Here is a 15,738-nt window from a genome sequence, read left to right as displayed (position 1 = left end):
TTCTTTTCTTTATAATTCTTTGAAATCAAGTAAAGGAATCAGCAATTCTGACTCTTCCTTTTCTGGAGTTTCTCCATTGTCGATCCAGCATTGTTCCTTATTGAATATAACCGGAGAAAGCGGGTGTCTTTTTGTCTCTCCATATCCTAATGTGAGATGGCTGTCGCTCAATATCATATGTGCGTTCGTGCCCCCGAATCCAAAAGAACTGATTCCGGCTCTCAAAACCCCTTTTCTGGGACGCCATTCTTTTAAAGACGTGTTCGGAAAGAATGGCGACTGATCAAATTTAAAACGCGGATTTGGCGTTTTACAATGTAATGTCGGCGGGAGCATCTGATTTTTTATGGATAAGGCAACCTTTATAATACTCGCTATCCCCGCTGCGCTCATTAAATGTCCGAAATTCGTTTTTACGCTGCCTACTCCGCAAAATTGCGTTTCTTCCGTAACCTCCCGGAACACTTCAGTCAGCGCTTTTAATTCAATCGGATCTCCTATCATCGTACCGGTGCCATGCGTCTCGACATAACTGAGAGTATCTGCATCAATTCCGCCTTTTTTCAGGGCTTTTTTTATCACTGCGCTTTGCGCTTTCGGATTAGGTGTTGTCATTCCCATTGTCTGTCCGTCATTATTAACCGCGGATGAGTCAATTACCGCGTAAATTCTGTCACCTTCGGCAAGGGCGTCATCAAGTCTTTTCAAAAGGACTGCGCCGCATCCCTCTCCCGGTACAAATCCATCTGCCTTCTCATCAAATGTATGACATTTTCCTTCAGGTGAAAGCGCCCGAGCCTCACTCAGCATGACGTAAGGCTTTTGATCCAGCAAAATGTCAACTCCGCCCGCAATCGCCATATCTGACTCTTTTGACATCAGGCTTTGACAAGCGAGATGGACGCTGACCAATGAAGAAGAACAAGCCGTGTCTACAACCAGATTCGGTCCTTTCAGATTAAAAAAGTGTGAGATATGCGCGCCTATGAAATTTTGTCCTATACCCACGATCGTATTTTTTGAAGGGGAACCTATTTTGGACATAAACGTCCCGGTCCGCGAACCGATGAAGACGCCGACTTCTTTGTTCGATACTTCTTCTTTTGTATAGCCGCCGTCTCTCAATGTCTGGACGCTGACCTCAAGGCATTTTTTGATTAACGGATCAAGCTCTGATGCCTCACTTTTGTTCATATTAAAAAACGCGGGATCGAAAGACTCAATATCTTGAAGAAATCCGCCCCACTTACTGATACTTTTTCCCTTTTCATAGGTGTCAGAGTAGTATGAAGAAATATCCCATCGCGACGCCGGGACTTCGCGGACACTATTTTGTCCTTTCTTCAAATTTGTCCAGAACGTTTCTGTATCCGGAGCATCCGGAAACTCACAGCCCATTCCGATAATAGCGATTTGGTTCAGACTGGTTTGTTGTATTTGTGATCCGTTGTCCCGTATTTCGGAAGCATTTTGATTTATATGTTGCTCTTTTTTCCGAACCTCAATGTTTTCCGAATCAATTTGAGGACTGATCCCCTCACTTGCAAATAACTCGTTCAAATAGACGCCCAGTTGTGAAAAACTCGGATACTCCAGAAAAGCTGAAGGTTCAATTTTTATTTGAAATACATCTTCCGCTTTTTTGACAAGCTGAACCAGTAAGATTGAATCAACTCCGTAATCCGCAAAAGACGTATCCTGATCTAAATTCCCGTAAGGTATTTTCAGCTCCGCGGAAAAGATCTCCATTAACTTCCTGATAATGGATTCATTGTCTCCCTGACCAGAAATCACTTTTTCCTCAGCATCCGGGTTATTTTTAGCAGCTTGAATTCTTGTCTGAAGCAGCTGCTGCAGCATGAATTTCTCCGGATGTGTCTTTGCCGGTATAAGGCAGGGGTATCCGTTTATCGTCATCATTTCATCCAGCATGGCAATACCTGATTCTGTTGAGTGTGAAAGTAAACCAAGTGCCTGATATGATGGACTTGTCACCTCGCCCATCCCAATGTCCTTCCAGCTCGGCCAGTTAATTGATTGATAATATGTTCTGCCGGCTGCATGCTGATACGCCGCAAAGTAATCCATAAAAGCGTTCGCCGCGGCATAGTCACTTGTTCCGGCGCCTAATAAAGGAAAAGCGCTCGCAACAGATGAAAACAAAATGAAGAAATCAAGTTCGTCATCAATAAAAATGTCATGAAGTACCTGCATCCCTTGAACCTTTGGCTCAAATACTTCTCTTATTTCTTTATCAGATTTATGGATAAAAGCCGGATTCGAATGATTGGCTGCACCAGCGCAATGAATCACCCCGCCGATTTTGCCGAACTTCAGTCTCACCTCTGAAAAGAAGCGTTGTAATGTTTCTTTTTCCGTGAGCGGCCCGGAATACACTTCTACTTGAACTCCCTTTTGATCCAACTCATGCAGCAGTTGTAATTTCGAATAAAGAGGTGACTTTTCATCGGTGTCTTTTAACATGCCGGCTATTTTATCAGATTCCGGAAGGTCGGTTACTCCCATCAACACAAGTTTTTTGACTCCCTTGCCGGCATAATGTCTGGCAAGTTCTGCTCCGATCCCTCTTGTTCCCCCTGTAATAACCAGGGTTTGATCCGTACGGCATACTGGCAGACCGGATAGTTTCCGGTTTATTTCCGCTGCATGTAATTTCTCGACGTATGGAATATAACGTTCACCGTTCCGGTAGCAGATTTCACTATACAGCCCGTCAGCGCAAGCTTCATCTGTGATTATCTGTCTCAATTCCGCCGCAGTCCCGACATGTCCGTCTACATCTATTGTTTTTGATTTTATCTTTTGATACTCCGCACTCAGCATTTTATATAGTCCGGCTGTTTCGGCTCCGGCTAACGACGGCTTGTCATTCAGAAATGTCTGCAGTCCTCTGGTCACATGTAAAACGAAAAGCTGTTTATGTGTCTTTATGATTTCCTGCAGCAGTGTCAGCTTCCCGATTGTGCCGGTGCGTGCCCCGTTTTGATCACTCCGGAAATCTGACAGGTCAATCATGCCGATGATTTCCGGATTTTCTTCTATGACTGCTAGAGCCGTTTTTTTGGCTTCCCCATCCGAATGATCCCAGTTATCTGCGCAAATGACAGCGGATTCAATCATAGGGTCTGAATCAAACAATTCGAATGCAAGCCGCTCACTTTCACTATTAGCCAGGATCATCACCTGTCCTTTCGTAAAAGCGGAAGGCGCAGCCTTTTGTTTTTTCCACGATTTTTTTAATACATCAAATGATAAGTCAGTCGGTGCATGGGGCAGACTCTGCGGTACGCCTGTTTTTTTCTGTTTCTGTGCTGCTTTTGCGGCAGGCACCCAATATCTGTTCCGTTCAAAAGGATATGCAGGAAGAGAGATAAGCTTCGGCAATTCGGAAGTGTACATCTCTTCCCATTGAACATCTCCTCCGTTCACCCAGTGAATGGCCATTTCTCTTGCACTATTAAAGTGAGCGGCTGACATGGCATCCTTTTGACCAGAGCCTCGGCGGGCCTTTCCCCTATATAAACCGTTTAACTTATGATCTGACCGCAAATACATCGTCAGCTTATTGCGAAGGTCGTCAATGCTGCTAACCTCAACAGCGAGCCGCTCTTCCATAGCGTTTCTCCCGGTCTGCGAGGTGTACGCAGCATCAGCTAGTGACGTTTTTGGCTCGAGTTCTTTTATATATGCATCAATCAAGAGTCTGAGCCGTTCTTCATTTTTGGCAGAAAGCAGAATAATTTGCGTCTTGTTGCTCTGTACCGTTTCCATCTTTTCTTCATTCTTATACTCTTCGATGATAATGTGGGCATTAGATCCTCCAGCGCCGAAAGAACTGATGCCTGACCTTCTGGCTTGATTTTGCGGCGTCTCCCAATCGGTCAGTTCAGACTGCACGTAAAACGGTGTTTCCTCAAAATCAATATTAGGATTTAAGTGATCGGAATGAAGGGAAGGAGCAAGCTGTTTATACTTCATTTGCATCAGCACTTTTGTAATAGAAGCAATTCCCGCCGCAGCCTCTAGGTGTCCGATATTTGACTTAACCGAACCAATTGCACAACGATAATCGCTTTTCGAGCTGTGCAAAGCTTTGGTTAATCCTGAAATTTCAATCGGGTCTCCCAAAGATGTCCCGGTGCCATGCGCTTCAATATAACTTATGCTGTCTGCATCAATCCCCGCCTTATCAAGAGTTTCACTGATGACGTTTGCCTGCTCGCCCGGATTTGGCACAGTGTATCCGTTTGTTTTTCCGCCGTGATTTACAGATGTTCCCTTAATCACACCGTAAATCCTGTCCCCGTCAGCCTTTGCGGCAGAAAGCGATTTCAAAAGAACGGCCCCGACTCCTTCTCCCGGCACATATCCGTCTCCTCCCGCTCCAAAGCTTCTGCAGCGCCCATCGCTTGAAACAAAATGATTTTGTGAAAGCAAAGTATATTTATCAGGGTGTAAGGATAAATTCACTCCTCCGGCAATAGCGAGGGTGGATTCTCCCCTTTTTAAACTTTCACATGCAAAATGAACAGCAGAAAGTGAAGAAGAACACATTGTATCAATTGCAAGGCTGGGTCCGTGCAGGTCAAAGAAATATGACACCCGGTTTGCGATAGACGAATAAGAAGACAGGAGCGCCTGACGTTCCTCATCATCTGAAGCACCGGCTGCAAATAACTGATAGTGGCTGTAGGTGACGCCGACAAATACACCTGTCTTATGCCGTTTCAACTTTTTCTTTGTGTAACCCGCATCTTCAAACGTGTGCCACGCTGTCTCTAAAAATAACCGTTCCTGAGGATCAATTAACTCGGCATCACGGGGCGAAATTGAGAAGAACAGCGGATCGAATTTATCAGCGTCTTTTATAAAACCTCCCCATTTGCTGTCATGACGGGCATTGTCACCTGTGTGATAATATTTCCGAAAATCCCAGCGCTCTATCGGTATTTCCGTTATACAATCTTTTCCGGAAGAAATATTTTCCCAAAACTGTTCCACATCCTTCGCCATCGGGTAGCGGCCGGCTATACCGATAATTGCAATATCTTCCTCGGAAGGTGCGGATGGTATGCGGGAAACGGAAAGCTTCTCCCGTTTCGCCGGCGCCGAATGATCAATTCGCTGTTCGGCTGCCGGTAAAAACGCCTTCTTCAACTCATGATGATAGTGTTCAAGAAAATACTCTGACAGCTCTTCAACACTGCTGTATTCAAAGAAAAGAGTCTTAGACACTCTTCCAAAATATTTTTCCAGACGGGAGTTAAGACCTAAAATCGTTAGAGAATCAATTCCGTAACGGTCAAACGTATCCTCGGGTAAAATACTGTCCGCCGGTCTTCCCGTTTCCGCACCGACAATCTCTGTCAAAAGACGGACCGTTTGCTTTTTCAGATCTTTTTCGTTTAATTGCGGCAGATTACTGTTGTTTTCAGGCACAGTCTCTATCTTTTTATGGTCAGTTGAGAGTAATTCACTTATTCTATCTTTGTCTCCGCTGATAACAGCCAGCTGAGAAGCAGAGCGGCTCATACTGTCCTGAAAAGCGGCAAGTCCTGCTTGGGCGGATAAAAGTTCCAGCCCTGCATGTCTTAAAGCTTGCAGCTCTCCCGGCCCGACTGTCATATTACCCGCATCCCATAACGGCCAATTAATAGAAAGTGTTTTCCCGGGACGTCCTTTAATGCTTCGATACTGAGTGAATCCATCCATACATCCGTTAGCGAAGGCGTAGTCGCTTTGACCCGCATTAGGCAGAACGGCCGAAAGGGACGAAAACATAACGAAGAAATCAAGAGGCTCTTCTTCAGCTGCTTTATCCAGCCAAACGGTTCCGAATACTTTAGGCGCTATAACTTCTTCTATGCTTTCTTTCGTTTTTTTTATGATAAATGCATCCTTAACAAGTCCGGCACTGTGCAAAATTCCGTTTAATTCTCCGAATGTCTGCTTAATGTGCTTAATCAAAGCGTCCGTCTCTTTTTCCTTTGAAATATCTGCCGGGACATATAAGGCTTCAGCGCCAAGATTTTCAAGAGCGCTCAATTTTTGCGCCGTTTCACGGGAGGCCGGGGAACGCCCGGTTAATACCAGCTTGACTTCTGCCTGTTTCGCCAGATATTCAGCAAACAGATACCCGAGACCGCCGGCTCCTCCCGTAATTAAATACACACCGTTCTTTTTTACACTGAAACTATGTTTCTCCCCATCTTCTTTTTTTACTCTTTGAAGCTGCCTTTTATAATAATGCCTCGGCTCATAACAGGTAAAGTGGTCCGTCTTACATTGATTGTTCCATTCAAAAGAGATGACATCTGCAATATGCTGCTTTGTAAACGGCTCGTCAAACATTGATTTCAGCTCTGCAGCCTTACATGTGAAATTCGGATTTTCGGCCTGTACGGTCTTAAGAAAACTTTCAACCGCGTTATAAATCGGCTGAACCTCGCCCTCGGTATTTTCATACAGGTACAAAATTTCTGCTTTCGGACAAAGTTTGTTCGCCATTAAGGCCTGAAACATTTGAAACAAGGAATACAGACTTTTATTGAGCTGCTTTCTCATTGCATCTTCCGTATTTTTGAAGAGCCCGGCAGCTAAAAAATGAATAATGTGGCGGGGTCTTATATTTTGAGAACGCAGAACCCCGCATAACGCATCATAATCCTCACCTTTTGTAAAGTTCATTGTAAAACGACCGTTCCGGCAATCTTCGAAACGCTCGCCGGAAGTCACGTAAATGAAAGGTGCCTCATAGCCTTCAAGCTGTCTCTTCATTACGGTATACATGCTGTCGTCTTCGCAAAAAAATAAAATTGGCTCTTTCGTATGCGGGAATTTTTCACTGCCTTTAAATTCATGTCTATCCCATACCATTTCATATAGATGGGTTTTCCCCAAGCTCTTAATGAATTCCAGCCCTTCTTCAGGCGTCAGGCTGCCTTCTTTCACCTTTTTCACGATTTGCTCAATTTGCATCGTTTTTTCATTCATGGAAAAGCAACTCCTCTATCAGCTCTGACGTCTCTTTCGTATTCATCTCACCTGTTTGTGCTTTTTCAAGAAGCGACATGATTTCTCCATCTGCTGTATCTTTATTTGAGTTGTGAAGCTCAGTGTTCGAGAAAGCCTCAGCTTTCTGCGCTTCATCTTTATTTAAATGAATCCAATGTCTGTTCTTGCTGAAAGGATAAAGAGGAAGAGACAGTTTAACCGGTTTGAGTTCCTCCTCATACAAGTCTTCCCAGCTGATTTCACAACCGATCGTCCACAACTGAGCCAGTTTGGCCGGCTTGTTTTGCTGAATCAGTGATTGAACATATGCATGACCTTCGGGGCCGCCGAATAAAGGAGCGTACAGACTATCAAAATCCGTTACATTTCCTTCATAAACACCTTGCAGCCTGCTCCCCTGGATGTAACCGTTTAATTTTTCAAGAAGATCTCCGGTATTCGAGCAAGTGATCGCAAGGCGGCATTCAAATGGTTCCCTTCCGGTTTGCAGCGTATATGCTATTTCTTCAAGACCGAATCCGGACTTTTCTCTAAAATTGCCGTTATGCGGTTTATCAGCTGATCGATTCCGGATGCGGCTGATATAGCGGCACAGCTCGCTCAGTGTCTTTAATTCCTGAAATATGTCAAGTGATATTTCTGTGCCGTACATTTGGTTTATAAAAGAGATTAATTCGGAATAAGCCAACGGATCAAATCCGAATTCCGAAAGAGGTGTCTTTGCATCTATATCTGCGGTATCTAAACGCAGGATACCCGCTGCCGCTTCCCGAACCGCCTCTTGTAAATCACGTTCCTGCACCTCTTGCTGACTGAATTGAACTGATCGTTCTTCATGTAAAAATGTTGTTAACTCTTTGGCTTTAACCATCAGCCTTTCCTTTGTTTTGGCCGATAGAACAATGATTTGTTCCCGCTCGGCAGTTACTGCTTTATCTTGTCCGTATTCAAATTCTTCCACAAGGACATGAGCATTTGCCCCGCCGAATCCGAAGGAACTGACTCCGGCACGGCGCGGAATTTCATTTCCTTTTCGATCTTTTAATCTGGCCCACTTCATCGTTTTATTGACAATATGAAACGGTGTTCCGCTTAATTGAATGTAAGGGTTCAGCTCCTTGACATGAAGTGTGGCAGGCAATGTTTTATACTTCATGGATAGTAATACTTTAATCAGCCCCGGCATTCCAGAGGCGGGCTCTAAATGACCGATATTCGTTTTTACTGAACCGATGCCGCAATATTGGTCATGATTCTTTCCTGGATGCGGCTCAAAAGATCCAAACGCTTTTTTCAAGCCTTCAATCTCAATCGGATCTCCCAGTTCTGTCCCGGTTCCGTGTGCTTCAATATAAGATATCGTATCAACAGGAATACCGGCATTTTTGTAAACAGACGTTAACAGTTCAGCCTGAGCTTCCGGGTTCGGAGCGGTCAATGAAGCAGATCTTCCTCCGTGATTTTCTCCGGTTCCTCTCAGGACTCCGTAAATATTGTCTCTGTCATTCATTGCCGCCTGCAATGGTTTCAATAACAGAACAGCTGCACCTTCACCGCGGACATAACCGTCGGCAAGTTTATCAAACGTCTTACACCGGCCGTCCCTAGACAAAATACCGAGTTTATCAGTATACATATGTGTGACTGGATCTAAGAGCAGCGAAACCCCGCCTGCTACCGCCAGCTCACTTTCGCCATTTTGAATCGAGCGCACAGCTCTGTGGATTGCTGCAAGACTGCTTGAGCAGGCTGTATCAATGGACTCACTCGGACCTCTGAAATTAAAATAGTGGGATACACGATTGCTGATGAGCGCCTGGCTGTTTCCGGTTCCCGCAAACGCGTGCGCCCCGTCCGAATGCCTCATCAGCAGCTGGCGGTAATCATTAAATTGAATGCCCGTAAACACCCCGATATTTTTGCCAGACAGCTTTGAAGCTTTGTAACCCGCATCTTCTATCGCTTTCCAGGTTTCCTGCAAATAAATTCTGTGCTGAGGATCCATGAGTTCTGCTTCCCGCGGATTAATATTGAAAAACGCCTCATCGAATTTATCGGCATCTGTGATAAAGCCGCCCCATTTCGAATGTACTTCGCTGCTTCCTTTGCCTTCGGCGTATTTTTTCCAATCCCAGCGATCCGGGGGAATTTCCTGAATCAAATCTTTTTCATTGATTAAATTGATCCAAAACTCATCTGCATTTTTTGATCCCGGAAAAACACAACTCATCCCGATAATGGCAACTGGCTGCTTCTCTGGATGATGGTCAGCCTGTCTTGTTGTCTTTTTTTCAAACGGAAAACTTCGCGGCGGCTTCACGGTTTTCCCGGCGGTTTTCCCAGCGTGCACTACTTTCCTTTTTTCAGAAATGTTTTTTTCTGCATCTGTATTCCCTTTTGCAACAGTACGCAGTTCACTGTTTAGAAATTCTGAAAGAGACTTAATATGGCTGTAAGTAAAGAAAACGGCAGGTGTCAGCTTAAGCTTGTATTTTTTATTCAGCCGGACAGCTAATGTTTTCAAACTGATAGAATCAAAGCCGAGATTGCCGAAATTCTCTGCCGTATCCAGCTGTTCAATGTTAATTTTCAATAATTCCGATACCATTTGCTTCAGTTCTTTCAGGACATTGTCTGTATAAGCCGGTGCTGTATAAGAAATTTCCTCTTGACGAACCGGAAGCGTATTTACTTTTTGATACGGCAGATCTTTTTTTGCTGGTGTTGTTCCGGCATCCCCGGTAACAACCGAAATTTGCGGACAGTCACTTGCCAAAATCGTCTCAAAAGCCGCTATCCCTTCTTCCGTTTCCAAATAATCAAACCCGGATGCGGAAAGATATGCTTCTTCAGCTTCTTTGTTTAAATGCATTCCGCCTTTACGCCACAACGGCCAGTTAATCGAAATGCTCTTGCCTTGTCTCTCTTGCCGGCGGCTCTGTTCGGATCTCCAATTTATATATTGATCTTGAAAATAATTGCCCAACGCATAATTAACCTGTCCAAAATCTCCGAAGACCGAAGAAATAGAAGAAAATACGATAAAGAAATCAAGCGGCTCATCTTTCGTTAATTCATCTAAGCATATCGTTCCTTCAATTTTAGCAGTCATGCCTTCTGAAAAATCAGTCAGATTCATCTCTGTAAATAACCGATCATCGGCATGACCAGCTGAATGAATAACACCTTGAATGGAGCCCCAAGTCCGTTTCGTTTCTTCTATGACCCGTCCCATCGTCTTTTGATCTGCGGCATCAGCTTGATAATATACCGCATCTCCTCCAAGCGCCTGCAGCCGGTCAATGTTATGTCGTTTATCAGCTGTTAACGGTGACCTTCCCGTCAATACTAATTTTGCTTGATACTGAGAGGCTAAATATTTTGCGAAAATCAGGCCCAGACCGCCCAAACCGCCCGTTATGAGGTAAATCCCTTCCTGTTTCAGCTGATGAGAGTGCTCTGTATGATTGAATACATACTCCTTTAATGTCTTAACATACCTCTTGTCATTTATATATTTAACTTCTTCCGCCTGCCGTTCCACGCCTGAAACCATTTCGTTAAGACAAAATTCAGCCATTTTTTCAATTGATATACGTTCTGAAAAACCGATTGACTTCACATTCTCTGCGGATGGCACCAACATATTTGCCGTTTTTAAACAGCCTGCAAGAGCGCCCGTATACGGATCATTCACGCCTTCTTTAAAAGAGTGAACAAGAAGCAGAGAATGAAGATAAAGAGAGGCGTCACTGCGGGCGCTCAGCGCTTTTAATAAATAAAAAATTGATTCCAGGCCGCTGAGAAGGCGGTCACCCGCGTAAAATGTTTCTCCCGTGTGCAAGATGACATCCGGAGAAAACCCCTTTTTCTCCAATTCTTCGAATAAACGAATATAATCTGACGTCACTTCCGGGTTTACACAGAATGTCAGCAGATTTTGATCGGTCTGCCGCTGATCCGGCGTGACGAGAATGACACGGCTGTCTGATTGATTTTTCAGAGCTCCAGCCAATGCTTCATCTTTTGCAAAGACCAGAATTGTTTTTGGCTCCCTATCTTTCATTTCAATCAGAGGGTTTTTTTGATCCCACTTATGCTCATAAAAACGTACATTTTTATTAGGCTTTTCGCCAAAAACCAGCCCGCTCAGTTCCATCAAAATCCCGCCGGCATTGTCTAATACATACACATCATAAGCCGAATCGCTTTCTTCAGTTTGTTCTGCATATACATAAACGGGTTCAGTCTCATGATCAAAAATCGTACATTCTTTAATGTTTTCCGGGAGCTCGCCGGCATTTTCCCCCGCAAGGTATATGACGGCTTGATATACGCTCTCAATAACTTCCGGTTTGATTATGCACCCTTTCGGCCCGGCCTTTGCTTTTATCTTTAAAAGTACCTGTCCGTTCCTGCTGACGCAGTGCTCTGCGGCTTTCAGACTGTCACTGCAGCTGTATCCGAATTCGGCAAGCCGCTGATAAAACGCTTCGTACGGTATGCGGTCTGCGCGCTGAGACAGGAACGGCTCAAGATGAATATTTCCGTTCTCGTACGCCCCGCCTTCTAATTCGAGCCGCCCTGAGGAATAAATGGATGAGTCGCTCTGTTTTTCTATAGAATACGATGCACCCTGATTATCCGGGGTTAATACAATCCGGATCTGCTCATTGCTTCCGCTTTGTAACATCGGTTCTCTAAAGGAGAGCTCTGTTAATTTAATAATCGGATTCCCTGAAGCCATCGCTCCGGCAGCTCTCGCCATTTCAATCTGGCTGAGAAACGGAAACATTTCCTTGTCTTGATACTTTGTTTTTATATACAAACCGGTATCGCTTACATTGATAAGAAACTTCTGTGCTTTAAAATCAGATATATTGCATGAAATGTAAGGATGCAGATCGTTATTACCGTTCATCCGGCGGCTTCCCGTATTTTGCGCATCTATTCTGCACAGCTCTTTGGCAAATGGATATCCGGGTGCTGATACCCGTCTCAGAGTAGCACCTTTATAAAGTGACGGCCAATCTACCCCGTTTCCGGCAACCCAGTATTCAGCAATCTTCACAAGATCCCTGTTTGCGGCTGCTTCTTCAATCTCAGCTTTGTTCATCCTTTTTGCTTCTGTTGTGTCTTTGCCGCTTGTAAAAATATGATCCATCGCGTTTCCGAGGGTATAGTCTGTCAGTCCTTTAAGCAATTCATCTCTTGTGGAGGCGATAACAGCCAATCTGTGCGGCATTTCTTCTCTGCCGGTTTGTAAAGTAAATGCTGTATTTCTAAGTGTTTCTAATGGATAATCTCTGGCTGCTATATGTTCTTTTGCGCGTTTTGCATATTCTTCCAGCCTGTCGGCATTTTTTGCAGAAAAAACAAATAAAAGCTGTTCAGGTTCTTCAGCCGCGAGAGGAGAGATAGCTTCATCCGCAAATTCTTCTAAAATAACATGGGCATTAGCTCCTCCTGCCCCGAAAGAACTGATTCCGGCACGCCTGGGAACGGATGACTCCCATTTTTCGGCACTGTCCGGTACATAAAAAGGTGTTTTTTGAAACGGTATATTTTCATTCAATTCAGCAGAATGAGTCAGTGACGGAACAATTGTTTTATGTTTCATTTGAAGAATAACTTTCGTAATGCCCGCTATGCCTGCAGCAGCCTCAAGATGTCCGATATTTGATTTAATCGACCCGATCGCGCATGTCTTCTTATCGCGTTCGGCACCTGAAAATGCTTTGGTCAGACCGGTGATTTCAATCGGATCTCCTAACGCGGTGCCTGTTCCGTGAGCCTCTATATAGCTGATGCTGTTTGGATCAATAAATCCTTTTTTTAAGGCTCTCGTAATGACCTCACTTTGAGCTTTGGGATTCGGCACGGTATATCCATTCGTCTTAGCACCGTGGTTGATGGCTGTTGCCTTAATAACTGAATAAATCTGATCACCGTCGGCAATAGCCTTTTTTACGGGTTTCAGCAGCACGGCACCTGTCCCTTCTCCCGGCACATAGCCGTCTCCTCCTGAACCGAAGCTTCTGCACCGGCCATCACTGGATAAAAATCCGCCTTGGGTCAGGAGTTCATATTTATGAGGATGAATGGATAAATTGACGCCTCCTGCAATTGCAATTTCACATTCATTCCTGATTAAACTTTCACAGGCAAAATGAACAGCCGTTAATGATGAGGAACACATCGTGTCCAAAGCAATACTTGGCCCGCTGAAATTAAAGAAGTACGATACCCGGTTGGCGATTGATGCATATGAGGAAGAAACGGCCGCTTCGTGACCAACGCTGTACAGCTGATATTGGCCGTACATAACCCCTGCAAAAACACCGACGTTTTTTCTTTCAAGCGTTTTCTTTACGTACCCCGCATCTTCTATGGTGTGCCAAACCGTCTCTAAAAACAGTCTCTCCTGCGGATCAATTAATTCAGCTTCGGCAGGAGAAATATTAAAGAACAACGGATCAAAATGATACACATCGTCAATAAATCCCCCCCATTTGCTTTGGTTTTTTACTTCATCGCCCGCTGCGGGCTGATAGTGCAGCCCCGAATCCCACCGATCCTTAGGTATCTCAGTTATACAGTCTTTACCGTTCAATAAGTTTTCCCACAGAGTATCAAGATCATTTGCCATCGGGTAACGTCCGCTGATACCGATAATCGCGATATCATTGTCATGATACTTCTCCTGCTGCTGCACCTGATTTTTCATCTGGATTTTCTGTTTCCCGTTAACTTCGGCTGTCTGTTTATTGTCTTTTTTCTTCTGAGATGGGGTGCTGCTCCCGTTTTCTCCTAACCGGAGTTTATGAAGAAGAGTATCCCTGTGCTCCTCAACGAAATACTGTGACAATTCTGCCGCAGTCTGATATTCGAATAACAGCGTTTTTGAGAGCGCGCCGAAATGTTTTTCAAGCTCATTCGTCATATTGATAATCATAACGGAATCAAGTCCGTATTTTTCCAATGCCTCTTCTGCATCTATTTTGTCCGCAGGCATCCTGAATTCTGCAGCAATCATTTTTATAATAAAATCAGATGTTTCAGCTGTCAGTTTCTCTGAATCAAATGATTCGATATTTCTCCCTGTTCCTTCATCTGCCGGAATATTGTCTTTTCGTTCATATAATTGATGAACATGATTGTCAATTTGCTCATCTCCGTAAAATACAGTAAATTGCGAAAAACCGGAGGACAATGCGACTGCAAACGCTTCTTTACCTTCTTCTTTTTCTAAAGGATAAAAACCCGCCTTTTTCATTGTCTCTACCGTGCGCTCATCCACTTGCATGCCGACTTCTTTCCACAGAGGCCAGTTCAGAGAGAGAGAAATCGTATCAGAATCCTGGGCAGAACGCATATTCATGAAATGATCCATATAACTGTTTCCGAACGCGTAATCAGATTGCCCGACATTTCCCAACACTGCGGAAGTAGAGGAGAAGCAAATGAAAAAGTCAGGATTTTCTTTCTCAACAGCATCATTCAGCCACATCGTACCCAATACTTTCGGTCTGATTACCTGATCGAATTCCTCTCGTGACTTGTTAAGAAGGAAAGAGTCACGGATGATTCCCGCGCCCTGAATGACCCCGTTTACTTTTCCATAAGAAGTTTTGGCTTTTTTGACTACATATTCGGCTTCTTCCTTATTGGTAATATCAGCCTGAACATAAACAGCTGAAGAACCGGCATCCTCTAATCGTCTCAGCTGTTTTCTTATATGATCTGAAAGCGGAGATCTCCCCGTTAAAACAAGGCAGCATTTTGTTTGAAAAGCCAAATATTCTGCAAAGGTAAATCCTAATCCGCCCGCGCCTCCCGCGATAATATATACTCCATTTTCTCTCAGCGGCACATCTCCGCTTCGGGAATTTTTTTCGGGTTCATACGTTTTGAGCTGTTTGACATAACGCTGCATGTCTTTATAACGGATCTCTACATCTGAAGGCTGGAAATCACTCAGCTCATTGCGTATGATATCAGCCGCGTGAACGGCTGCTATTGACTGCTCCATTTCAATGCTTTTTGCTGAGATTAACGGATTTTCCAGCTGCAATGTCCGCAAAAATCCGCTTGCCGCCGCGTAAAGAGGCTGTTCTCCGGAAAGATGCGAAAAATATCCATATAACAGCTTGATCGGTTTGCGGCAGTTATTTTTGAAGAGCGCCTGTTGCAGTAAAAACAAAGAATAGACTCCGCTGTCGCATTGTTCACGAATCGCTCTCTCAGTCTTTTCAAACGGCATGTCTGACCATAAATGCACCGCTTCCCGTATATCTGACTTCTCTTCTTCTATAAGCCATCCTAACAGGTTTATGTAATCTCTTTCAGAGCGGGGGTCGATTTCAAATACACCGTCCCCGGTTTTTCGAAACTCTTTCCCCGGCTTAACCAAAATAACCCTTGTATCATGCAATGCAGCAAGTTCATTTCTCACAATTTCATTTTTATCAAATAATAAAAGGCTGCCCTCACGTCGGCCGCCTTTTACATGAATGCTGAGATCTGTCCGCTGCCAGACCGTCTGATAATATATCGCCTGTCCGTTACCCCCTGCGGAATGAGAACCAAGCTGCTGTATCCGCTTTACTCCTTCTTCCAAAGAAATGATGCCGCTTTCTATGTCAGAAAGTACTTTTTTTCTAATATGACGGGCTTCTTTCATAAAAATCTTCATCCCCTTTA

At 44.3% G+C, this 15,738-nt stretch carries 2 protein-coding genes; both read right to left on the bottom strand.

Annotated features, from left to right (window positions below):
• Window positions 1-9 precede the first annotated feature (9 nt).
• A complete protein-coding gene (locus tag K3G25_RS02990; RefSeq protein ID WP_232489581.1) occupies window positions 10-7,014 on the bottom strand; it encodes an SDR family NAD(P)-dependent oxidoreductase in 7,005 nt (2,334 codons plus the stop codon).
• On the bottom strand, window positions 7,007-15,718 hold the full coding sequence (locus K3G25_RS02985; RefSeq protein WP_232489580.1) for a type I polyketide synthase: 8,712 nt from the start codon (window positions 15,716-15,718) through the stop codon (window positions 7,007-7,009). The genes K3G25_RS02990 and K3G25_RS02985 overlap by 8 nt, the downstream gene beginning before the upstream one ends.
• Window positions 15,719-15,738 lie beyond the last annotated feature (20 nt).

Source organism: Bacillus sp. FCW2 (assembly GCF_021228595.1).
Classification (GTDB): domain Bacteria; phylum Bacillota; class Bacilli; order Bacillales; family Bacillaceae; genus Bacillus; species Bacillus velezensis.
The sequence above is the reverse complement of the archived record's forward strand: the minus strand, read 5'-3'. Positions and strand labels throughout refer to the sequence as shown.

Excerpts from the sequence above, each read along its gene's own strand:
- K3G25_RS02985 (WP_232489580.1), bottom strand. The coding sequence starts at position 15,718 with ATGAAAGAAGCCCGTCATATTAGAAAAAAAGTACTTTCTGACATAGAA.
- K3G25_RS02990 (WP_232489581.1), bottom strand. The coding sequence starts at position 7,014 with ATGAATGAAAAAACGATGCAAATTGAGCAAATCGTGAAAAAGGTGAAA.